Raw genomic sequence first — 22,613 nt, 5'->3', positions numbered from 1 at the left:
CTTTTTGCCCCAAGAACAGGCGGAGATTTAACGAAACATTTATCCCCGGAATATTGACAGGGCCGGGAGGGGTGCCTATAATTATGACAGATTGTCATGCGACAGACTGTCATAAGAGGGGGATTCTATGCCTACCAGTACCTATTTCCGATTACCCCAGGAGAAGCGGGAGCGTCTGATGACGGCTTGCTGGTCGGAGATCACCAGGGTTCGTTTTGCGGATATGTCGGTCAACCGGATTATTTCCCAGGCGCACATTCCCAGAGGGAGCTTTTATCAATACTTTGCCGACAAGGAAGATATGATCCGCTACCTGTTAAACGATATGCAGGAGTATTTTGTTCAGCTGCTCCGGGGAGTGCTGACGGATTCGGACGGAGACCTGTTTGCCATCCCGGTAAGTGCCTTTGAGCAATTTATGGACCAGGGAAATACCAATCCCATGCTCAGGCAGTTTATCCGGGTGCTGCAGCTCAATCCAGGCTGGGATACCCAGGCCTTTATGACCGCCCAGCCGGGGCTGCTCCCCGATTCCCTGTGGGAACTGGTCAATCCGGCTGTGATGAAAAAGCCGGACCGGGAGTATGCCGAGCATGTATTTCATCTGCTGTGCGCGGTACTGGCCTACGCAGTGGTGGGCACCCTCCAGGATCCGGAGGGATGGAAACGGCAGTGTGAGATTTTAAAAACCCGTGTGGCTATGATCAAATATGGCTGCGCCGCCGGAAACGGTGAACGAAACAAGGAGGAAACGGCCCCATGAAAAGACAATTGACGGCACTGCTGATGGCCATGGCGGTGGCCCTGTCTCTGCTGGGCGTTTCGGCGCTGGCGGCGGACAGCTCCGACCCGGCCCCGGAGGCGGTGGAGACGGAGACAAACCAGCAGCCGGACACCAGCCCGGCAAAGGAGGAAGTCCCGGAGGAACAGACGGCAGGAGAGGAAGCTTCGGAGGAATCCGAAGAAGAGGAAACACCGGAGGAGTACATACCTGACCCAGTGGGTTACATCAGCTTTGAAAACCTGGAGCGCCGCCTGCGGGAGAATAACCTGACCCTTCTGGCCCTGGAGGAAAACGTCCAGGCGATTGAAGTGATCGACTATGACGTGATGTATGAGACCCTGCGGCAGAATCTGAACAACATCGCAAGCGCCCAGTGGACCATGATTCTTTACGGGATGGGCGAGACGCCCGAGGCCAAGGCCCTGGAACAGAGCTATGACGCCTTGCGGGAGACCTTTGACGCGCTGAAAGAAGGAGAATTGCAGAAGGACAACGAGGATGCCCTTTGGCAGCTGAGAAGCGCCCAAAACCAGATCGTGATGGCCGGGGAGAGCCTGTACGTTGCCATTATGGAGATGGAGCAGAACGCGCGGAGCCTGGAGCGGAGCCTGGCGGCCCTGGACCGCTCCCTGGAGGAGCTGGAGCTGCGGTATGAGCTGGGGCAAATCTCCTCTCAGACCCTGAAGCAGACCCAGGCATCCCGGACATCTCTGCTCAGCAGCAAGCAGACCCTGGACAGCAACATAAAAAATTATAAAATGCAGCTGGAGCTGATGAGCGGCGGAGAACTCAAGGGCACCATTGAGCTGGGTGAGCTGCCGAAGGTGACCAACGAGCAGCTGGCGAGCATGAAGCTGGAGGAGGATCTGGCTGCGGCTAAGGAGGCCAGCTATAACCTCTATGTGGCCGAGCAGGAGCTGGACGAAGCCCAAGATAACGCCAAAGGACAGGCCTCGCTTTATGGGTACCGGGAGGAGCGGTATGAGGTTCAGTCCGCCAACCACCAGTGGCAGGCGGCCCAGTATAACTACGATGCCACAGTGCAGAATTTTGAAATTTCCTTCCGCACCCTGTATCTTCAGGTGAAGGATTTTAAACAGGTGCTGGACGCCGCAAAGACGGCTTTGGCGGTGGAGCAGGACAACTACGCGGTGGCGCAGCTGAAATATGAGCAGGGAAATTTGTCGAAAAACGACCTGCTTGAGGCGGAGGACAAGGTAAAGGAAGCCCAGGAGACGGTGGACGGCGCGGAAAACGACCTGTTTTCGGCCTATAACACCTACCGCTGGGCTGCGGATTACGGGATTCTAAACTGATGGAGGAGACATACCCATGAAGAAAACACCGATGGTTTCCGCGGCCCTGTCTGCCGCGCTGCTGCTCACGCTGACCGCCTGTCAGACGGGGGGCGAGAGTACGTCCGGTTCCAACAATCCCCCCGCCGGAGTGGCCATCCAGGTCGCCCAGGTGGTCCGGGATACCATTTCTACCCAGAACAAGGTGTCCGGCCGGGTGGTGGCGGACGGACAGGAGTCGGTCTATGTGACGGCCAACGCCGAGTGTGTGGCCGTCTATGTGGAGGCGGGGGACGAGGTCACCGCCGGGGAAAAGATCTGTACCCTGGATATGGCCAGCACCCTGTCTTCCTATAACGCGGCCAATATCAGCTATCAGTCCGCCATCCAGAGCTACCAGGACCAGGAGGCCATTTTTGACAAGCAGATCGCTCTGGCGGAGAAAAATCTCAATGATTTAAAGGCCCTGTTTGAGATCGGTGCCGCCTCTCAGGCGGAGATTGATTCCGCCGAGCTCAATCTGATGACCGCCCAGGCCAGCAAGGCCTCCACCCTGGCCCAGCTGGAGGCGGGAATGCAGAGCTCCAAATCCAATGTGGAACAGCTGGCGGCAGTGCTGGAAAATGTGGACGCCGGGGGCAATGTGATCGCGCCGGTGTCCGGAACGGTGGTCACCCTCAACGCGGCGGCGGGAGGCTTTGTGTCTGCCTCCATGCCGGTGGCTGTCATCGATGGGGTGGATACCATGAAGGTGGAGGTCTCGGTCTCTGAGGCCCTCATCCCCAAGCTGGCCCAAGGAGATGAGGTGGACGTGTCCATCAGTTCCCTGGGGGTGGACACCGTGGGGACCGTGCGGAGCATCCAAAAGAGCGCCAATGCCCAGACGAAGCTCTATACCGTCACGGTGGGCTTTGAGGAGGATATTGAGGGGCTGCTGGCCGGTATGTTTGCCGATGTGTCCTTCCGCACGGAGACCTCTGAGAATGCGGTCGTGATTCCCTCCCAGGCCATTTTGACCAGCAACAACGTGTCCTATGTCTTTGTGGTGGAGGACGACACCGCCCGGTATCAGCAGGTGGAGACCGGCCTGAGCGGCAACGGCGTCACGGAGATCACCAGCGGCCTGCAGGAGGGCCAGCAGCTGGTGACCGTGGGTCAGGACTATCTGTCCGACGGCGACGCCGTCCGGATCGTATCCGGGGAGGGCTGAGACGGGTGAGCATTGCAAAGTTTTGTATCAAGCACAAGGTGACCACCCTGATGGCCTTTATTATGGTGTCCATCTTCGGCGTGGTCTTTACCACCCAGCTCCAGCTGGCCCTTCTGCCCGATGTGGAGGCCCCGGCGGCTGTGGTCATGTGCTACTACAATGGGGCCAGCCCCCAGGACATGGAGGAGCTGGTCACGCGGCCGCTGGAGTCGGCCATTATGTCGGTGGCCGGTGTAGAAGGGGTCAGCTCCACCTCGTCGGAGGGGGTCAGCCAGCTTCAGATCACCTATGTGGACGGGACGGACCTGGACATTGCGGCCACCAAACTGCGGGAGCAGTTTGACCAGCTCTCCCTGCCCGACGGGGCGGGAGACCCCATCATTGTCAACATCAACATCAGCGACCTGCTGCCCTCGGCCATTATCGCCCTGATGGGAGACGATCTGGCCAGCATCCAAGCCATGGCGGAGGATACTGTAGGCCCTGCCCTGGAGCGGGTGGAGGGCGTGGCCCAGGTGAGCATCTCCGGCGGCGTGGAGCAGCAGATCGCCGTGGAGGTGGACTCCGCCCGTGCGGCGGGACTGGGCCTGTCCAACTCCTACATCGCCCAGATGCTCTCCGCGGAGAACCTCCTTTACCCCGGCGGCGACATGCAAAACGGAAGTGAGAGCCTTACGGTTACCACCGACGCCAAGTTCCAGACGGTGGAGGATGTGGCAAACCTGATTTTGCCCCTGCCTACCGGGGGGACAGTGCGCCTTTCCGAGGTGGCTAATGTGGCCCTGGAGACCACCGACCCGGATACCGTTGCCATGACCGACGGCTCGGCCTGTGTGGTGCTCCAGGTGTCCAAGCAGTCGGGCGCCAACGAGGCGGCCACCGCCGACGCGGTGGTGGAGGCCATGGAGAAGCTCCAGGCCAAAAATGCTTCCATTCAATATTCGGTCCTGTACACCGCATCCGACTACATCAATATGGCGGTGAACGCCGCGCTGGAGAATATCGCCATGGGCGTGGTGCTGGCGGCCATTGTGGTGTTTCTGTTTCTGCGCCGCTTCGGCGCTACGCTGGCCATTGCCGTGTCCATGCCGGTGTGTATCCTCACGGTGTTTGTCCTGATGAATGTCTTTGACCTGACCCTGAACATGATGTCCCTGGGCGGCATTGCCATGGGCGTGGGCATGATCGTGGACAACTCCATTGTGGTATTGGAAAATATTTACCGCTATTCCGCCGAGGGGCACAGCCGCATGGAATCCTGTGTGGATGGGACGAAGGAGGTCCTGACCTCCCTCACCGCATCCACCCTGACCACGGTGGCGGTGTTCCTGCCCCTGGGCCTCACTGGAGGCATGGCGGGCATGCTCTTTGACGACTTCTGCCTGACCATCTCCTTCCTGATCCTGGGGTCGTTGGTGATCGCGGTGACACTGGTGCCCCTGCTGTGCTATTTCCTGCTGGATGAGGAAAAGGTCCGGGCTCAGGCCCTGAAAAAGGCCCAAAAGAAGGCACAGCGCCAGGAGACGGGAAAACAGGGACTGGCCAGCCGCTTAAACCAGCTTTATACCAGGCTGCTGGATTTCTTCGTTCACCATCTCTGGGCGGGCATGCTCACCTCTGTGGCCTTGGTTGTGCTGTTTGCCGTGACCTGCTTGTCCACGAAAATGGTGCTGATGCCCGAGATGGACCAGGGTATGGTCTCTGTCTCTGTTTCCACCCCCACTGGCTCGGAGCTGGAGGAGACCACCGCTATCGCCGACCGGGTGGTGGGGATCGTCCAGGAACATGTTCCGGAGCTGGAATCCATCTACCATATGACCCAGCCGGAATCCTCCTCCATCAACCTGGTGCTGGTGGATAAGTCCCAGCGCAGCCGCAGCAGCGGAGAGGTGGCCAACGATCTGCGCCCCCTGCTGGCGGACATTGCCGGGTGTGAAATTACCATAAACGCCACCGATATGACCGCCATGCTGGGCAGCGGCAGCGATATCAGCGTGGAAATCACCGGCAACGACTATGAGACCTTAATGATGATTGCGGGCGACCTGAAGGACCAGATTTCCCAGCTGCCCGACGCGGTGGATGTGTCCACCTCCATGGCCAAGCAGGTGGAGCAGGTGACCATCACCATGAACCGGGAGGCCGCCTCTCAGTACGGGCTTACCGCTGCCACAGTGGGCGCGGCGGTCCGCTCGGAGCTGTCCGGCGCCACCGCCACTACCGTCACCATTAATAACAAGGAGCTGGATGTGGTGGTCCGGGGAGACGGTATGGCGGCGGAGAGCCTGGATGCCCTGCGCTCCATGGCCATTCCCTCCTCCTTTGGGGGGACGGTGCCCCTGTCCGCTGTGGCCCAGGTGGAAGTGGAGCTGGCACCCCAGAGCATCAGCCGGGTCAATCAGACCCGCCAGGTGACGGTGACCGGCGATACCATCAGCGGCAATACCACTGCCATTACCAATCAGATCCGGGAGATCCTGAACGGCTATACCCTCCCCGACGGCTACACCGCGGAGATCACCGGCGCCTATACGGACATGATGGACAGCTTCGGCGATCTGCTGCTGGCCCTGGTGGTGGCGCTGGGTCTGGTGTACTTTGTGCTGGCCTCTCAGTTTGAATCCTTCCTCATGCCGGTCATCGTGATGATGATCCTGCCGGTGGCCTTCAGCGGGGCACTGTTTGCCCTGCCCGTCACAGGCCGGGATTTGTCCATGATCTCCCTGGTGGCGCTTATTATGCTGGCCGGTACCGTAGTCAACGCCTCCATCATCCTGGTGGACTACATCCGCCAGCGCCGGGAGCGGGGGGAGAGCCGGGAGGAGGCCATCCTCCACGCCTGCCCCCTGCGTATCCGCCCGGTGCTGATGACCACCATCACCACCATTCTGGCCCTGGTGCCCATGGCTCTGGGCATGGCCGAGGGGGCGGCGGAGATGATGTCGGACATGAGCATTACCATGATCTCCGGCATGACCATTTCCACCGTCATTACCCTGGTGTTTACGCCGGTGTATTACTCGGTCATTGATAACCTCAGCCATGTATTCTCCAGAAAAAAGAAACCCAAGACCCCTTCCGTCCAGCCCGTTCCCACGGCTGGGGATGACCAAGGAGAATAAGATAAACGGGAACCCTCCGGATATTCCGGAGGGTTCCCGCTTTTTATTCATAGAGAAATCCCAGCTGTTCCAAAGCCTTTCGTACCCGGTCGGCGCTGCGCCGGTCCCGGCAGGAGACGGTGTGCAGGTGAAGCCCCTCGGTGAGCTGGGAGAGGGGGACCGCGTCAGATTGGCGGCAGCGGTGGATGAACTGGGATACGTCATACCGGCTGGAGACGTGAATAGGGGCGGTGAGCTGGCCGTAGACCGGGTGCTCCACAATGACATCCAGCACAGTGCACCCCTGGTCCACGATGGCGTTGAGCTCCTCCTCCATTTGGTCGCAGCGGTGGCGGCAGGCAAAGGTACACACCACGGCACAGTCCGCCTTGGGGAGAAGATATCCCCGCGGGGTGGCGGTGATCTCCAGACCTCCGGCCCGCAGCAGGGCCACATCGCCCACTATGATCTGCCGGCTGACCGACAGCTCTTGGGCCAGGGTGGTGGCACTGATGGGGGCATCGGCCTGCTGAAGCCGGCGGGCTATTTCCAATCGTCTCTGCTGGGCGTCCACAAAAGATCCCGTTCCTTCCCTGCCGGCCATTTTGCAGCCGGGCGTTTTTTTTAGTGTAACATAAATCAAAAAGCGGGGCAAGGTTGACGTTGTCCAAAGAAAGAAATAAAATAACCCCAAAGGGACCTGAGACAGGGACCGGAAGAAGAGAACAGGAGGATGACGAAATGAAGGGATGGAAACGAGTCCTTGCCGTGGCTGGAGCGGCGGTGATGCTGGCGGCGCTGGCTGCCTGCCACAGTGTAGCCAAGGACGCCACCGTCTTTATCCAGGGGGAACTGGATGCCACCTATCTGGGCAAAATCAATGAGGAGTACCTGAACGTGGTGGAAGATATGACGCAGGCAGACGCCCAGGCCAAATATGACTATAACCTCCAGGCGGAAGGAGAGTACCTTTTGAGCTACCTGGGGGTGGAGCTGCCCACGGACGCGGTCTATCAGCGGGCTGAGGAGATCGTGGGGGAGATCTATTCCCACGCCAAATATACGGTGGCGGATGCGGAGCTTTTGAAAAGCGGGGACATTGCCGCCGAGGTCACCATCTCTCCCATTGAGATCATGCCCCTCATCCCGGAGGAGTTTTATGCCGAGACCTGGCAGAAGGTGAAGCAGCAGGCCGGCGTCAGCGACGACCAGGTGGCCATGATGAGTGACGAGGAGTACCAGGTGCTGGATGAGCAGTATGCCATGGCGCTGCTGGACAAGCTGGAAGGACTGATTGGACAGATCACCTATGGCACCGACCAGACCATCCTGCTTCAGATGAAAGAGGACGAGGAGGGCTACTACTCCCTGGTGGAATCTGGGATGCAGAAGCTGGACGAGGTCATGATCGACTATACCGGCGCATACGCCTGAGACAGCCGCCGCATATAGGAGCCCGGTTCACAAGAAGACCAGGTCCCCATTTTCAAAGATTTCAGCTCTTTTTCCTGGGAAATTGGAACAGCACTTGACTTTTTTAGCCCGCAGCCATAAAATAAAGGGTACGAGAAAATTATCCCCATTTTGAATATAAAGGAATGAGACGATATGGCCCAGAACCCCAACAAGAAGCAGGTGGAGCAGATCACCGACATGGAGGTGGACTTTGCCCAGTGGTACACCGACGTGTGCAAGAAGGCGGAGCTCATTGACTACTCCTCCATCAAAGGCATGTTTATTTACCGCCCCTATGGCTACGCCATCTGGGAGAACATCCAGGCCGAGCTGGACAAGAGATTCAAGGAGACGGGCCACGAGAATGTGTACCTGCCCATGCTGATCCCCGAGTCCCTGCTCCAGAAGGAGAAGGACCACGTGGAGGGCTTTGCCCCCGAGTGCGCCTGGGTCACCACCGGCGGCAGCGAGAAGCTGGAGGAGCGCTACTGCATCCGCCCCACCTCTGAGACCCTGTTCTGCGAGCACTATAAGAACATCATCCACTCCCACCGGGACCTGCCCAAGCTCTATAACCAGTGGTGCAGCGTGCTGCGCTGGGAGAAGACCAGCCGTCCCTTCCTGCGCCACCGGGAATTCCTGTGGCAGGAGGGCCACACCATGCACGCCACTGAGGAAGAGGCACGGGAAGAAACCATGCGTATGCTGAACATCTACGCGGATTTTATGGAGAACGTGCTGGCCATGCCCGTGGTCCGGGGCCGCAAGACCGATAAGGAGAAGTTCAACGGCGCCGAGGAGACCTACACCGTGGAGTGCATGATGCACGACCGCAAGGCCCTTCAGGCCGGCACCAGCCACTACTTCGGCGACGGCTTTGCCCGTGCCTTTGACATCACCTTTACCGGCAAGGACAATCAGCTCCATCACCCCCACCAGACCTCCTGGGGTGTGTCCACCCGTATGATCGGCGGCATCATTATGACCCACGGCGACAACAACGGCCTGGTGCTGCCTCCCCGCATTGCCCCCATCCAGGCCATGGTCATCCCCGTGGCCCAGCACAAGGAGGGCGTGCTGGATGCCGCTTCCGCCCTGCTGGAGCGCCTGAAGGCTGCCGGCATCCGGGCCAAGATGGACGACTCCGACCAGTCCATGGGCTGGAAGGCCGCCGAGTATGAGATGAAGGGCGTGCCCCTGCGTGTGGAGATCGGCCCCAAGGACATGGAGAAGAACCAGTGCTGCATCTGCCGCCGGGACAGCGGCGAGAAGGTCTTTGTCCCCCTGGAGAAGCTGGAGGACACCGTCCGGGAGCTGCTGGACGCCGTTCACCAGGGCCTCTACCAGCGGGCCAAGAAGAACCTGGAGGATCACACCCGTGTGTGCATGACCCTGGACGAGGTCAAGGAGTTTATGGAGACCGAGGGCGGCTTTGCCAAGACCATGTGGTGCGGCGAGCTGGAGTGCGAGCTCAAGATGAAGGAGCAGGCCGGTGTGTCCTCCCGGTGCATGCCCTTTGCCCAGGAGAAGGTGTCCGACACCTGTGTGTGCTGCGGAAAGCCCGCGAAGCACATGATCTACTGGGGCGTGGCCTATTAAGCGGACAAACGAGCAGCCCTGCCAAACGGCAGGGCTGCTTTTCTATGTCCGCTTGTCAATGCGGACCACCAGGGCCGTGCGGTCGTCGGTGGCATCCTGGGGGCTGTGGGTAATGAGGTCCCGAGCCAGGTCCTTGGGACTGACCCCATCAAACTCCTTCAGACGCTCCCGGAGCCACCCGTCCTCACCGGCTCCGCAGATGCCGTCGCTGACCATGAGCACGCAGTCTCCTGGGGCCAGACGGAGGGTGAAATGGTCCAGGGCGGAGGAATCCCCTTCGGCCAGGCCTGCGGGGAGAGAAGTGCCGGACAGGCTCTGAACCGAGGAGCCTTTTTTGATATAGGTGGGGGCGGCTCCCAGCTTATAGAGCTCCCCCTCCCCGGAAAAAAGGTCGATTTGCAGCAGGTCCACGGTGGTAAAGCCCCCAGTGTCCTCCCCCCGGAGGGCCAGGGCGGAGGAGAGGGTGGACAGGGCATGCCGGGTGCTGACTCCCGCCTGGAGCAGCTGCTCCAACAGCCGTACGGCCAGGGAGCTCTCCCGGTTGGCTGCGGGACCGCTGCCCATCCCGTCGCACAAAAGGAGATAGAGCTTGCCGTCGGAGCGTTTGAAGTAGGTGCCGGCGTCCCCGCTGACGGTTTCGCCGTTTTTCTTTTGGGCGGCCACCCCGGCCAGGGCCATGAGGGGCTCCTGCTGGAGCAGAGACAGGGAACCTTCCCCTTCCCCATCCACCCGCAGGGGCACCCCCAGGGAGACAGACAGCTCAGACAGACGGCTGGGCCGGGCCAGCTCCATGCAGTCGGCCCCCTCCGCCTCGATCCGCAGCAGTCCCCGCCCGTCCCGGTAGACGCAGGTGCGCACATTGAGCCCCAGCTGGGCCAAATACTGCCGTACCCGCCGGTCTCCGATGGCGTCAGGGACCAGTTCACGGCTCATTTCTGCGGCGGCATCGCCCAGCAGTTCCGAGAGCTGGGCATATTGCCGGCATACCGCCGTCCGGCTCTCCCGAATGCGGGCGTTATATTGCCGGCGGTAAAAAAGGGCGGTGAGCTCCTCATTGACTGTGGAGACAAAGTCGGGAAAGTGGATGCACCGGGCGGCAAAATGTTGGGGAAAATCACCTCCGGTGGCCTTTCCCCGCTCTACCATAGCGGGGGTGGCATCGTTCAGGGCGTTAAAGGTGAGGTTGTAGTCCTGCTGCCAGCAGCGGTTTCGCAGAGAGCAGCCCCGGCACAGACGGCTGGCGGTGCGGTCAAATACCGTGGCAATGTCGTTGTCGTTCTCCGGCGGGCGGAAGGCGGAGCGCAGACAGTCACACAGGGAACGAAAGGCCTTTGAGGTCTGTTCCAGCCTTTGCTGAACCACCCGCTGGGCCTGGAGGTCTGCGGGACCAGCGGACTTGGGAGCCAGCCAAACCCCCAACTGCCGCATGAGCTTGTCCGGAATCGTCAGAAACAGCAGACAGGCAAAAAGAACCTCGTAGAGGATGGAGAGGTTGAGCCCCCGGTCCCAGGTCCACAATACTGCGCAGGCGTTGGCCAGGGCGTAGACCATGGCGGCGCCTGGCCGTCCTTTTCCCTTCCACAGCCCGGCAGCCAGTCCGGACAGGCCGTAAGCCATGGTATAGAGGGGGGTGCCCTGGCTGGCCAGATCCATGGACAGGCCTATAGATACCCCGGCAATGGCGCCGGTGGACATTCCCCCCTGCCAGGCGGCGGACAGTACGGCTGTTACCGCCAGAATACGGCCCAGAGAGATGTCTTTATAGAGAAGAAGGGGGGACAGCGCGATCAGGCAGGCACACAGCAGGGCCAAAAGGCCCCCGCGGCTGGCCGGAGCGGAGAGCCTGTCCTGAGAAGGGCGGCCCATGGGCTCCAGAGCCTGGTGAAAGGCCCAGGCGGCGGCTGCCGTCAAGATAAGTTCCAAGGCAAAGAAAATAACGTCGGCAGATTTCCATCCCCACTGGGACTGGATAATAAAGCCGGTAAAGGCGTTGAGGGTGGCTGCAATGGCGGGCATGGTCCAGGGACTGCGCAGGGGCTTCCAGTCATAGAAGGCAAAGCACACCGCAAAGGTGAGAATGGAGGCCGAGGCGTAGCGAAGGCCGCTGGAAAAGTCCAGGGTGGTCAGATAGCCGAAGCAGGCCCCCACCAGGGAGGCCCCGCCGCATAGTCCCGGCCCTGCCGCCCCCACCAGCGCTACACCGAAGGGGGCACTGTTTTGAAAAATGGCCGCTCCCGACAGAACCGCCGACAGCAGCAGGCATATGGCCGCTTTGATCCCCAGAGTCAGGGTTGAGGCGGACAGCCTGACCTGTCCGGTGCGCTGGGACTGCTGGCGCAGCTGGGTGAGTTTGGCGCGGATCATCTTTTTGGCTGTCATGCCTGTCTCCTCCTAAGTAGGCCGGGACACGCCGGTGCCGGCTGGTTGTGGCTTCCATTATATTCCAAAAAATGGAAAATATCAGTCGAAGAAACGGAGGAGAAAAAAGGGCACCAAAACCGGGATAATAAAGTTAGGACTTGTATTTTCAGGGGAAATCGAATACAATATACAATAGTATGAGTATCAAAACTCCCTATCCTCAGTGAAAGGAAGGTAATCCTATGAAACTGCAAACAGAACTGGGTGAGATCCGCATCAGCAGCGAGGTCTTTACCACCGTTACCGGCAGCGCGGCCACCAATTGCTATGGAGTGAAGGGAATGGCTGTGCGCTCCACCACGGACGGGCTGGTTCATCTGCTGAAGCGGGAGTCCATGGCCAAGGGTGTCAAGGTATATTATAATGAAGATGGCACGGTGTCCATCGAATTGCACATTATTGTGGAAAACGGCGTGAATCTCATGGCCGTGTGCCGCTCCATCATGAGCGAGGTGCGCTATGTGGTCAGCAAGACCACCGGCGTGGAAGTGGCATCGGTGGACGTGTGCGTAGATTCCATGCGATTTTGATCATTCGTAGAAAGGAACTTAGCCGACTATGGTAAAGAAGATTGACGCGGCGGTATTTCAGCGGATGGTCATCCATGCACACGCCGCTATGAACGCCCAAAAACAGGTGATTAACGACCTGAACGTGTTCCCTGTCCCCGATGGGGATACCGGCACCAATATGACGCTGAGCATTGGGGCCGCTTCCAAGGAAATGAAGAAGAACCACTACGATACGGTGGGCCAGGCCGCCCAGGGGACCGCTTCCGCGCTGCTGCGGGGGGCCCGAGGCAACTCCGGCGTGATCCTCTCCCTTCTGTTCCGGGGCTTTGCAAAGGCCGTGAAGGAGAAGGAGACCATGGATGGCCGGGATCTGGCCATTGCTCTGGACTTCGGCGTGGCCGCAGCCTATAAGGCGGTGATGAAGCCCGCTGAGGGCACCATCCTCACCGTCTCCCGCCTGGCCGCCGCCCGTGCGGCCGGCTGTGCCCGTGAGGCCGACAGCGTGGAAGAGGTGCTGGAGGCCGCGATTCAGGAGGGCCAGGTGGCGCTGGACAACACCATCAACCAGAACCCTGTGCTGAAAAAGGCCGGCGTTGTGGACGCCGGCGGCAAGGGATTTTTGGTGATTCTCCAGGGCATGCTGGACGAGCTGCGGGGCGTGCCCATGCCCGACAGCGGCGAGGACGCCGCCCCGGCGGAAAAAGCCGACTTTGTGGCCATGGCCGCCGAGGAGATCACCTTTGCCTTTGACACGGTGTTTATCGTACGCAAGCATCAGGAGAATGTGAATCTGGACCCCTTCCGCAAGTACCTCAACAGCATTGGCGACAGCCTGGTCATTGGCGAAGACGACGAGGCCTTTAAGGTCCATGTCCACACCAACATTCCCGGCGCCGCTCTGACGGAGGCCCAGAAGTACGGCACTCTGGAGCTGGCCAAGATCGAGAACATGCGGACGCAGGCGGACGATCTGGCCGCAGGCAAGCATGTCCAGAGCACCGACGACCTGGACGCCATTGAGGCGGAGCTGGAGGCGGGCTGTGATGCCGCCCCGGAAAAGGCTGCGCCGGAGAAAAAGTTCGGCTATGTGGCCGTGTGTGCCGGAGCCGGATTGGAAGCGGTGTTCCGCGACCTGGGTGTGGACGGCCTGGTGGGCGGCGGTCAGACCATGAACCCCTCCACTGAGGACATTTTGAAGGAGATCGAGCGTACCCCCGCCGAGATCGTCTATGTCCTGCCCAACAACAAGAACATCATCATGGCCGCCGAGCAGTGCATGCGCCTGTGCGAGGACAAGAAGGTCGTGGTCCTGCCCACAAAGACCGTGCCTCAGGGCATTTCCGCCATGCTGGCAGTGGACCCCGATGCCAGCGAGGAGGACAACACCCAGGCTATGCTGGACGGCTTTGCCAATGTGCACACCAGCGAGATTACCTATGCCGCACGGGACTCTGACTTTGACGGCTTTGCCATCAAGCAGGGGGACTATCTAGCCCTGGAGGAGCACCAGCTCTTCGGCACGGACCAGGACCTGCACGCGATCCTGGACCGGCTGGCCCACTCGGACAGCCACCAGGGGGCGGAGTTCATCTCCATCTTCTACGGAGAAGATGTGACGGAGGAACAGGCCCAAGAGGCGGAGAAGATCTTTACCCAGGCCTGCCCCAATGCGGAAGTGACCCTTCTGCCGGGCGGTCAGCCGGTATACTACTATATGATTTCCGCAGAATAAACGTAAAAAAAGCGCCCATCCATATGGATGGGCGCTTTTTTCAATTACTCGATGGCGATTTTGGTGGTAGTCTCCAGAGCCTTGGGGGGCTGCTTGGGCAGCGTCAGCTTCAAAACGCCGAACTCATATTTGCACTGCACGTCCTCGGGACGGATATCGCCCACATAGAAGCTTCTGGAGCAGGCGCCGGCGTAGCGCTCCTGGCGGATAAAGCGGCCGTCCTTGTCCTCCTCGTCCTTGTCCAGGCCCTTGGCGGCGCTGACGGTGAGATAGCCGTCCTTCAGCTCCACGCTGACCTCGTCCTTCTTAAAGCCGGGCAGGTCGATGGCCAGCTTATAGCTGGTTTCATTTTCCTTCACATCGGTTTTCATCAGGTTCTTTGCATGCTTGCCGTACAGGGGGTTGGCACCGCCGAAGAAGCTCTTGTCAAAGGTGTTGTCAAAGAAATCGTCAAACAGGTTTTCACTAAAAATACTAGGTAACATAAGTCGTTCCTCCATTTAAAATTGATTTGTTGCCGTGGCGGAGGCCCGTATGGTCTTCTTCCAGGTACGAGTAGAGTATAGCACAGAACATTAGCACTCGCAATAGGTGAGTGCTAATGTTTACAAAAAGATAATAATTTATAGGAAGAAAATACACAATTTCCAGAAAAACAAGAAGAGAAAGAGAGGCTTTTCAAAAAGATACTTCTCTGATATAATGGGGAGAAACTGACGAAAAGGCGGTATTTGATATGCCTGTCTCCCTGATTCCATCCTTTTTGGCCTACTGTTACATCGGAGCCATCACCCCCGGTCCAGCAAACCTTTGCTCCCTGTCCGCGGCGCTGCGGTATGGGAAGGGGCCGGCATTGAGGCAATGGAGGGGATTGTTTGTTGGATATTTTCTGGATTGTATGGGGGCCGTGTTGGTCACCTGGCTGCTGGGTACCCTTTTGAACGACTATGTGGGCTATTTGTCCTGGGTGGGGGCAGCCTATCTGCTATGGCTGGCCTGGCATATGCTGCGCTCTGCTGGGGTTAAGCTGGGAGAGGAGGACCCGGCGTATCCCTCCTTCCGAAATGGTGTATTGGTGCAGATCACCAATGTAAAGGTGATTATTTACTGCCTGACCTCCCTGTCCGCTTATGTGCTGCCCTATACGGATTCCTTTTGGTATCTGCTGGCGGTGGGACTATTTTTGCCCTTTACCGGACCCGTCGCCAATCTGGTGTGGCTGTTTGCCGGAGCCACATTGCAGAAATTGTTTTCCCACTATCAAAAGACGGTGGATATTGTGCTCGCTGTGTCCCTGGTTTTATGCGCGGTGACGCTGGTGTGGCCCCACTGAATGGAAAAGCCGTCCTTTTATCCCAGGATAAAAGGACGGCTTTCTGCTGGACTTATACCCCCAGCCATTGCTGCAGGTCAAAGAGGTCAGAGGCAATATAGTCGGGATTAAAATCCTGAAAATCGCCGGCCGGAGTAGTCCCGTTGAGGACGGCGGCAAAGTGGCAGCCGGCGTTTTGGGCAGCCCCCGCATCCAAAACAGTATCTCCGCAGAAGAGGGTGCTTTCGGGCTTGACTCCCATGCGCTCCATGGCCAGAAGCAGCCCTTCCGGATCGGGCTTGGGACGGTGGACATCCGCGCTGCCGATCACCGTCTCCAGGTCCTGAAGCAGTCCGTAACGGTCCATGATGATTTCCAAGGTATCTCCCCGCTTGGTGCTGACGATGGCAGTTTTGACCCCGTGGGCGTGCAGAGCCTGAAGAAGTTCGACTGCCCCTGGGAAGAGAACGGCTTCCCGCCGCTGAAGTTCCTGAGCTACCTCCAGAAAGAGCGGACGGAATTTTGCCCGGTTTTCCGGGTCCTCATCCCCCGTGAGCATGGTGTAGGCGTCCTCCAGCAGATAGCCGATGGTGGCACGTACCGCCTCCCGGTCAGGCTCCGGCCACCCAAGAGCCGTCAGTCCGTGGCGAAAACCAGCCACGATGGAGTCGGTGCAGTCTCCCAGAGTGTAGTCAAAATCAAAGCATACCGCTTGAAACAAAACGATCTCTCCTTTCGAAATGCAAAGCAGATATAGCTATCATATCATGCCGGGGGCGGTGGAGCAAGAGATAGAAGCGGCGGTGGATAGAAAGAGGCCGGGAAGGCAGTTGCCTTCCCGGCCTGACATTCAATCCTTAGGGATAGCGCGTAAAGACCGTATCATATCGGCTGTCCAAGTCGTTTAGATCGCCGGTCTGATCCCAGTAAACACGCTCCCGGTACTCGTCTGCATAGGCGTAGGTAAATTCTTCATACTTGGTATCTACGCTGAGAATGATGACATAGGCTTCTTCATAGTCGTAGTAAAGAATGTCACCGGGCTGCATGCTGGTAAACTTGGTGTTCTTGCTTACATCCAGGTCGCCAAAAATTTCATCGCTGATGAAGTAGGCAAAACCTTGGCTGCCGTAGCCGGTGCCCAGTACGGGTGACTTGTAGCGGTCGTCCTCAGCCCAATCATCTCCGGAGTAGTCATCTTCCAGGTCAGAAAGCAGTGCCAGCACATTCTTTTCTGTAACAGGCTTTCCGTTGGAGAGGACTTCATCGTCATCATCATCATTGGTTTCTGCATCGGTGGGGTAACGAGTATAGACGGTGTCATACCGATCCATATTCAGCCAATCCCGGTCGTTCCAGCAGATTTCATCGTAGCTGTCCAGATAGAGATAACTAAAGGTGTCGTCGCTGGTATCCACATCCAGCGCGATGAGATAAGTATCGGCTTCATCGCGATAGACGATATCGCCGGGACGCATGTCGTAAACCCGGTCCAGCTCTTCCACGTCCAGATCACCGAAAATCTCATCACTGATCATATAAGCGAAGCCCTGAGCACCACGGGCGCTGCCCAGCACGTCGGACTCATACCGCTTATTCCATTCATCGCCGTCCTCATACTCTTCTCTCAGATCATCCAGCAGGCGCAGAACGTTGCGCTCGGTGGCCTCTTCGCCGTTGGCGAGCACATCATCGGGCTCGCCCTCATAGCGGGTATAGACGGCATCCCGGCTGCCCAGATTGTCAATATTGCCGCTGCCCTTCCAGGAGACACTGCCAAAGCCGTTGCAGTAGACATAGTTAAAGCGATTCCCATTCACGGAGGTCACCAGTGCATATTGGTCGTCCGCGTTAAAGTAAACCAGGTCGCCGGGCTTCATTTGGCTGAACTTGGTCACCTTTTCCGAGGGGAGTGTGCCGAAGACCTTGTCGCTGAGCATATAGGCAAAGGCCTGGCCGCCCTTGGCAGTGCCCAGCTTGGCAGAGGTATAGGTGCGCTGGGTCTCCCAGAAGTAGGACTCATAGAACTCGCGCTGCAGCTCCTGCAGGGCGTCGGCTGCATTCTCTTCCGTGGCATCTTTGCCGTTAACCAGTTTGCCGGGGCGGTTATTGTAGGTGGGAGCGGACTGCTCCTTGGCGGCATCCAGCATGGCGCACAGCACCACAGCGGCCTGGCCGCGGGTCATGACCGTATCACCCTTGAAGGTACCCTTGTCATCCATACCGGTCAGGAAGCCGCCGGCATAGGCCATCACCACAGCGGTCTGATACTTTGTGGGGATCTGGGACCAGTCGGGAATGGCGGCCATGTAAATGTAAATGAAATTGGCATTGGGCTCCGGCCAGCCCTGGAGTTTCTGGGCATTATAAATGATTTGAGCCATGTCATAGCGGGTGAGCTTTGCTTCCGCGACCGAGGAATACCACTTACCAGTGGAAGTGCGGCTGTCGCCGGCAGTGGTGCCGGTCAGCAGCCCCTTGAGGTAAGCGGTTTCCATATAGGGGTACCACCAATAGGAGGATTTCCCCTGGAGGGCGTTTGCTTCACCCGGATAGAGCAGGGCGCATACCATGGTGGCAAAATCGGCCGCGGACAGCGGGTTGTCTACGCCGTATAGGTTGTTGCCCATACCGCTGACCAGGCCGTTGGTGGACGCTTTTTGCACATAACTATAGGCCCAATGGTTGCTGGGCACGTCTGTAAAAGCCGCGGAGCTGGTCAGTACGCTCCCGGCCAGGATGCCGGCGCTCAGCAGTGCAGCGACGGCGGTACGCAGCGTTCGTTTCATGAGTTCATTCCTCCCTGTCATGGCTGTATGATGAAACAGTCTTTACCGTAGTATAACGCCTCTTGGGTAAAACTTCAAAGGAAACCGCTCAATTTTTAATAAAAATTAACATTTTCCAAAAAAGGGAAAAAACGGAACTTTAAAATAGAAAGGAGAGATAAAAGCTGTAAAAATGTGCGGTTGGCTTTGCTTTTTATTTATATATTAAAGGTAGAAAAAAATAAGCAAGGCGATTAAGCAAGGCAATGAAAGCAAAAGCCGCAATGTTACACCTTTGTTACATTTGCGCCCGGCCCGTTGACTTTCAAAATTGCCTTTGATAGAATGACCCCAGAAGTTGAAGAGTGCCCCTACCCCCAGCCAGGCCCACGGGCGAAACTGGAAGCGTCCAACAAGAGGGAAGGGATGTGGGAGCGGGGAAAGATTTAACTTCTAAATATGGGAGAAAATCCCCGATTGGTGCCCGGCTTGACCGGGTGGCCAAAATAAAAAAGGAGGAATTCCGAATGAGAAACCTGAAACGGGCTCTGAGCCTGGCTCTGGCTTCCGTCATGGTCATTGGCATGATGGTTGTCGGCACCGGCGCGAGCTATCAGGACGTCAAGGCTACCGACAATGTGGAAGCCATTGAAGTCCTGCAGGCTGTCGGCATTATGACCGGCGACGAGAACGGTGACTTCAATCCCGACGCTAACGTCACCCGTAACGAGATCGCTGTTGTTATGTCCAACCTGCTGAACCTGGACTACGATTATTATCGTGGCGTGAATCCCTTTACCGACGTGCCCGACTGGGCCGCTCCCTATGTGGCTGCTTGTGCCGCTGAGGGCGTGGTCGCTGGCATCGGCGGCACCCTGTACGGCGGCTCCAACAACGTGACCGCTGCTCAGGCTGCTCTGATGATCATGAAGGCTCTGGGTTACTTCCAGTACCAGAACGACTTCGGCACCGATTGGCAGATCGCCACCATCCGTCAGGCTTCCTACATCAACCTGTTTGATGGTATCAACGCCAACGCTGAGACCGCTCTGACCCGTAACCAGATCGCTCAGCTGGTGCTGAACGGCCTGAAGGCCAACATGGTGACCTTCACCGGCACCGTGGGCGCTGAGATCAACGGCGTGTCCATCGGCTATGTGGCCGAGTACACCCCCATGACCAACGCCAACAAGAAGTACGACAGCATCGACACTGGCACCAGCAACATCGGCGCTGACGACAAGTACTATGTCCAGCTGGGCGAGGAGCTGTACAACGGCGACCTGAAGCTGAACGACGACGTGGACGTCTTCGGCCGTCCCGCTCGCTGCTGGGAGTACGACGGCAAGGAGATCGGCACCTATGTGAACGATTCCCTGCTGCTCCAGGAGTACACCTCCGAGGTCACCGGCGATATGCTGTATGACCTGCTGACCCGCAACACCGTGAAGACCTACGACCTGACCGTGGTCATCGACGGTACCTATGAGGAGGATGCTCCTTCTGCGATTGACACCAACTGGTTCAGCAAGAATCAGATCAACCGCAACAACGACGACGCTCTGGGCGGCACCGGCAACGGCGTTCTGACTCAGGTCTTCGTGAACAACGACAAGGATCAGATCACTGTCGCCATCATCAACACCTTCCTGGCTCTGGCCAACAAGGACTATGACGCCAAGAAGGACGAGATCGGCTTCAATGTGTACGGCATCGATGTGATCAACAGCGATGAGTACTTCAAGCACATCACCTCTGGCGATGACTCCAAGACCATGAAGGTCACTGGCGAGGACTTTGAGATTGCCGACATGAAGAAGGACGACGCCGTCCTGGTCACTGTGGCCGATGGCAAGATCCAGACCATCGCTGACTGCGAAGTCATTGCCGGCACCACTGTCGACGCCTTCCAGAACGGCTCCACCGGCAGCGCCAGCGCCCCCTCCGCTGTGGAGATCGACGGCACTGAGTACAAGTTTGCCGACGCTGCTGAGTTTGACGCTGATGTCATGAGCTACTACACCGGCAGCAACGGTGTCACCAACCTGAAGGACCTGACCTACAACGTCTACATGGACGCCTATGGCTATGTCATCGGCATCGAAGAGGTTGAGAAGGTCAACAACTACGTGTTCATCACCGGCCTCGACAAGACCACCAGCAACCTGGGCACTCTCACTGCTGAGGCCAGCGCCATCTTCCTGGATGGTACCATGAAGAAGATCGACGTCAACATGACCAAGAGCGACTTCCAGACTCCTAACTTTGCTAGTGGCAATGACGGCAGCCCCGTGGTCAACGCCTGGTTCACCTACACCGTGAACAGCAAGGACGTGTACACCGTGAAAGAGGTGTCCAACGTCGGCTACACTGGCCATGCCAACGATGCCTACAAGCCCAATGGCGGCAGCAACACCAACAAGGACGATCTGGCTCAGTTCCAGACCATCTATGCGGCTCCCGGCGGCGAGATCGACAACAAGCACATTGCCGTGAACGGCACTGACGCTGGTGCTTTTGCCCGAGTGTACGGCACCGACGACACCGTGTACCTGACTGTGGGCCTGGGCGAGCTGACCGCTAAGGACAACACCACCTACGGCATCATTGACGAGGTGCAGAGCGTCATTACCGGCATTGGCAACGCCAACCTGAAGGTTTGGGATTCCGCCACTGCCCTCAGCGAGGCTGACGACAACAAGACTACTACTGTTCATCCTACCGCCAGCGCCGTCGGCGTGTACGCTCTGTACAACGACGAGGGCGACGTGATCGCTGCCATCGTGGTGGGCGAGGACGCCGGTGCTTCCAAGAACCTGGTGTACGTCCACAGCGGTTCCATCTATCGCGAGAAGTATGACGCCACCACCGACACCTACACCTGGACCCGCAAGGTTATCTCCAACGGCCAGGAGGTCATCCTGACTGAGGTTGGCGAGGGCGTCGGCGATCTGGAGAACATGACCCGCTACACCTGGTATCAGGTGAAGTACAACGCCGAGGGCAATGTCATGGAGGCTGTTCCTGCTTCCACCACTTTGAACCTGGGTACCGAGTTCGTGGTTGACTCTAGCCTGATTAATTCCACCATCAATGCTGCCGGTGCTTCCGACACTGTTCTGTACTACAGCAACAGCAGCTACCCCGTTGATCCTAGCGATCTGAAGCTGATTGGTAAGACTCTGTGGGTGAACGATACTCAGACTGAGGGCTTCCGCGTGTCTGAGGACGTGAATGTGGTTCTGATCCAGAGCCAGAACAACGACATCAAGACCTACTATGAGACTGGCTCCAGCGCTCTGAAGACCATGGCCAGCGAGCTGGTTGACCGTCACAGCACGGCTAGCAAGCATCACAGAATCGAGGTCAGCGCCATCCTGGAGAAGGGTGTCGCCACCAGCGTGGTCATCCGTGACGTGGGTCCCTGCGATCCTTACCAGAACGGCGATTGGGACAGCGGCAAGACCGGCACTCTGGAGCTCCAGGGCCTGTCCTTCAATAGCTCCACCGGTATGACCGTGACCTTTGCCAACAAGTCCAACTCTGCCATCACTTCTGCTAACACCTATGTGTACAGCGTGCGTGTGGTGAACAAGGACGGCGGCAAGGTTTACACCGGCAATGCCACTGGCCTGGCTGAGACTACTGCTGATAACAGCCTGGTCAAGGACGAGTCCGTGGTCGCTACCTTCGGCGGCTACAAGGTTGCTCCCAGCGGTGCCAGCACCTACAATGTGGAGCTGACCGTTAAGGATGCTGCCGGCAAGGTGATCGCCACTGGCGAGGCCACTCTGGGCACCATCTAATTCGGTAAACTTCTTCGGAAGTAACCTGAATACAACAAAAAACCTCCCCGGCTTCGGCCGGGGAGGTTTTTGTTATTCGGCGGCGTTTAAAAGGGCCAGCAGATAATAGGTCATGTTATTGAAGTTAAAGGAAGGCTCGCTTGTCCGGATGGTCATGGTAAGGCTGTTGCCCGACCAGGAGAGGTTGGCGGCAAATCCATCCATGGAGGTGTGCGGAGCGGTTCCGGGGATCATCAGATTGATGTTGTTTCCTCCAAACAGGAACAGAAAGACCGGCTTTTTGGGGAAGGTAAACGTGCGGGAGCTGCCGCCGTCGCCTACATAGGTGGTATAATGCAATTTACAGTCGCCGCATTTGCTTAAAGAGGTTTGAAGCTGTGAAAGCTGTGTGGTATGCTGCTGCGCAGTGGTGTTCAGAGATTTGAGGGCTGTGTCGATTTTGGCATTGTCGTCGTTAAAATCGGTGCGCAGCACCTGGTCCGTTGCTTCCCATTGGTTGAGCTGATAATTTGCAGTGTGATTGGTTGCCATAGTGGTTCCTCCCATTCTTTTATTGGTATGGCCAAGGGTGGCCTCTTATTTATGGAGAGGAGAGGCAAAAAGTTGTACAGTTTTGTA

General features: G+C 57.9%; 16 protein-coding genes. 10 read left to right on the top strand and 6 right to left on the bottom strand.

Translation table 11 applies throughout. The features are described from left to right. Positions 1-127 precede the first annotated feature (127 nt). The 4 genes from ACTQ3R_RS01180 to ACTQ3R_RS01165 are packed head-to-tail and all read left to right on the top strand — an operon-like array spanning position 128 to position 6,411. Positions 128-763, top strand: coding sequence for a TetR/AcrR family transcriptional regulator (locus tag ACTQ3R_RS01180; RefSeq protein ID WP_441777519.1), 636 nt, complete (start codon positions 128-130; stop codon positions 761-763). Next, the gene (locus ACTQ3R_RS01175; protein WP_441777520.1) at positions 760-2,100 is read left to right on the top strand and encodes a TolC family protein; all 1,341 of its coding nucleotides are present in this window, start codon (positions 760-762) and stop codon (positions 2,098-2,100) included. The genes ACTQ3R_RS01180 and ACTQ3R_RS01175 overlap by 4 nt, the downstream gene beginning before the upstream one ends. Before the next feature lie 16 nt (positions 2,101-2,116). Then, positions 2,117-3,289, top strand: coding sequence for an efflux RND transporter periplasmic adaptor subunit (locus ACTQ3R_RS01170; RefSeq protein ID WP_441777521.1), 1,173 nt, complete (start codon positions 2,117-2,119; stop codon positions 3,287-3,289). A 5-nt stretch (positions 3,290-3,294) separates the two neighbouring features. Next, a complete protein-coding gene (locus tag ACTQ3R_RS01165; RefSeq protein WP_441777522.1) occupies positions 3,295-6,411 on the top strand; it encodes an efflux RND transporter permease subunit in 3,117 nt (1,038 codons plus the stop codon). Positions 6,412-6,454: 43 nt separating this feature from the next. Here ACTQ3R_RS01165 and ACTQ3R_RS01160 read toward each other — a convergent pair whose 3' ends face one another. Next, positions 6,455-6,964, bottom strand: a complete 510-nt coding sequence (locus ACTQ3R_RS01160) for a transcription repressor NadR (protein WP_441777523.1) — start codon at positions 6,962-6,964, stop codon at positions 6,455-6,457. A gap of 167 nt (positions 6,965-7,131) precedes the next feature. Between ACTQ3R_RS01160 and ACTQ3R_RS01155 the strand changes: the two genes are divergently transcribed. Further along, a complete protein-coding gene (locus ACTQ3R_RS01155; protein WP_441777524.1) occupies positions 7,132-7,824 on the top strand; it encodes a hypothetical protein in 693 nt (230 codons plus the stop codon). Positions 7,825-7,998: 174 nt separating this feature from the next. Beyond that, positions 7,999-9,444 carry a proline--tRNA ligase gene (proS, locus tag ACTQ3R_RS01150; protein WP_441777525.1) on the top strand — a complete coding sequence of 482 codons (1,446 nt, stop codon included), beginning with the start codon at positions 7,999-8,001 and terminating at the stop codon, positions 9,442-9,444. 42 nt (positions 9,445-9,486) lie between these two features. On the opposite strand, the gene ACTQ3R_RS01145 is transcribed toward proS, so the two are convergent. Beyond that, positions 9,487-11,823, bottom strand: a complete 2,337-nt coding sequence (locus ACTQ3R_RS01145; protein WP_441777526.1) for a SpoIIE family protein phosphatase — start codon at positions 11,821-11,823, stop codon at positions 9,487-9,489. A gap of 224 nt (positions 11,824-12,047) precedes the next feature. Between ACTQ3R_RS01145 and ACTQ3R_RS01140 the strand changes: the two genes are divergently transcribed. Both ACTQ3R_RS01140 and ACTQ3R_RS01135 read left to right on the top strand, forming a co-directional pair. Next, positions 12,048-12,395 carry an Asp23/Gls24 family envelope stress response protein gene (locus ACTQ3R_RS01140; RefSeq protein WP_441777527.1) on the top strand — a complete coding sequence of 116 codons (348 nt, stop codon included), beginning with the start codon at positions 12,048-12,050 and terminating at the stop codon, positions 12,393-12,395. 28 nt (positions 12,396-12,423) lie between these two features. Next, the gene (locus tag ACTQ3R_RS01135) at positions 12,424-14,109 is read left to right on the top strand and encodes a DAK2 domain-containing protein (RefSeq protein WP_441777528.1); all 1,686 of its coding nucleotides are present in this window, start codon (positions 12,424-12,426) and stop codon (positions 14,107-14,109) included. A gap of 44 nt (positions 14,110-14,153) precedes the next feature. Here ACTQ3R_RS01135 and ACTQ3R_RS01130 read toward each other — a convergent pair whose 3' ends face one another. Further along, complete coding sequence (locus ACTQ3R_RS01130; protein WP_441777529.1) at positions 14,154-14,594, bottom strand: Hsp20/alpha crystallin family protein; 441 nt, start codon at positions 14,592-14,594, stop codon at positions 14,154-14,156. A 251-nt stretch (positions 14,595-14,845) separates the two neighbouring features. Between ACTQ3R_RS01130 and ACTQ3R_RS01125 the strand changes: the two genes are divergently transcribed. Continuing rightward, positions 14,846-15,442 (top strand): LysE family transporter, encoded by a 597-nt coding sequence (locus tag ACTQ3R_RS01125; RefSeq protein WP_441777530.1) that lies wholly within the window; start codon positions 14,846-14,848, stop codon positions 15,440-15,442. A gap of 52 nt (positions 15,443-15,494) precedes the next feature. Here ACTQ3R_RS01125 and ACTQ3R_RS01120 read toward each other — a convergent pair whose 3' ends face one another. Then, complete coding sequence (locus tag ACTQ3R_RS01120) at positions 15,495-16,142, bottom strand: HAD family hydrolase (protein ID WP_441777531.1); 648 nt, start codon at positions 16,140-16,142, stop codon at positions 15,495-15,497. 136 nt (positions 16,143-16,278) lie between these two features. Continuing rightward, a complete protein-coding gene (locus ACTQ3R_RS01115) occupies positions 16,279-18,210 on the bottom strand; it encodes an S-layer homology domain-containing protein (protein WP_441777532.1) in 1,932 nt (643 codons plus the stop codon). A 506-nt stretch (positions 18,211-18,716) separates the two neighbouring features. Here ACTQ3R_RS01115 and ACTQ3R_RS01110 point away from each other — a divergent pair. Next, entirely contained in the window at positions 18,717-21,995 is a 3,279-nt protein-coding gene (locus ACTQ3R_RS01110; RefSeq protein ID WP_441777533.1) for an S-layer homology domain-containing protein, read from the top strand. Positions 21,996-22,067: 72 nt separating this feature from the next. Here ACTQ3R_RS01110 and ACTQ3R_RS01105 read toward each other — a convergent pair whose 3' ends face one another. Beyond that, positions 22,068-22,526, bottom strand: a complete 459-nt coding sequence (locus ACTQ3R_RS01105; protein ID WP_441777534.1) for a hypothetical protein — start codon at positions 22,524-22,526, stop codon at positions 22,068-22,070. Positions 22,527-22,613: the final 87 nt, after the last annotated feature.

Origin of the sequence: Lawsonibacter sp. LCP25S3_E2 (assembly GCF_052117285.1) — a bacterium.
In the GTDB taxonomy this organism is placed as follows: Bacteria; Bacillota; Clostridia; order Oscillospirales; family Oscillospiraceae; genus Lawsonibacter.
Note: the sequence above shows the minus strand (reverse complement) of the source record. Positions and strands in the feature narration are given on the sequence as shown.

Coding starts and splice junctions, on each gene's coding strand:
- ACTQ3R_RS01180 (WP_441777519.1), top strand. CDS start 128: ATGCCTACCAGTACCTATTTCCGATTACCCCAGGAGAAGCGGGAGCGT.
- ACTQ3R_RS01175 (WP_441777520.1), top strand. CDS start 760: ATGAAAAGACAATTGACGGCACTGCTGATGGCCATGGCGGTGGCCCTG.
- ACTQ3R_RS01170 (WP_441777521.1), top strand. CDS start 2,117: ATGAAGAAAACACCGATGGTTTCCGCGGCCCTGTCTGCCGCGCTGCTG.
- ACTQ3R_RS01155 (WP_441777524.1), top strand. CDS start 7,132: ATGAAGGGATGGAAACGAGTCCTTGCCGTGGCTGGAGCGGCGGTGATG.
- proS (WP_441777525.1), top strand. CDS start 7,999: ATGGCCCAGAACCCCAACAAGAAGCAGGTGGAGCAGATCACCGACATG.
- ACTQ3R_RS01145 (WP_441777526.1), bottom strand. CDS start 11,823: ATGACAGCCAAAAAGATGATCCGCGCCAAACTCACCCAGCTGCGCCAG.
- ACTQ3R_RS01140 (WP_441777527.1), top strand. CDS start 12,048: ATGAAACTGCAAACAGAACTGGGTGAGATCCGCATCAGCAGCGAGGTC.
- ACTQ3R_RS01135 (WP_441777528.1), top strand. CDS start 12,424: ATGGTAAAGAAGATTGACGCGGCGGTATTTCAGCGGATGGTCATCCAT.
- ACTQ3R_RS01130 (WP_441777529.1), bottom strand. CDS start 14,594: ATGTTACCTAGTATTTTTAGTGAAAACCTGTTTGACGATTTCTTTGAC.
- ACTQ3R_RS01125 (WP_441777530.1), top strand. CDS start 14,846: ATGCCTGTCTCCCTGATTCCATCCTTTTTGGCCTACTGTTACATCGGA.
- ACTQ3R_RS01115 (WP_441777532.1), bottom strand. CDS start 18,210: ATGAAACGAACGCTGCGTACCGCCGTCGCTGCACTGCTGAGCGCCGGC.
- ACTQ3R_RS01110 (WP_441777533.1), top strand. CDS start 18,717: ATGAGAAACCTGAAACGGGCTCTGAGCCTGGCTCTGGCTTCCGTCATG.
- ACTQ3R_RS01105 (WP_441777534.1), bottom strand. CDS start 22,526: ATGGCAACCAATCACACTGCAAATTATCAGCTCAACCAATGGGAAGCA.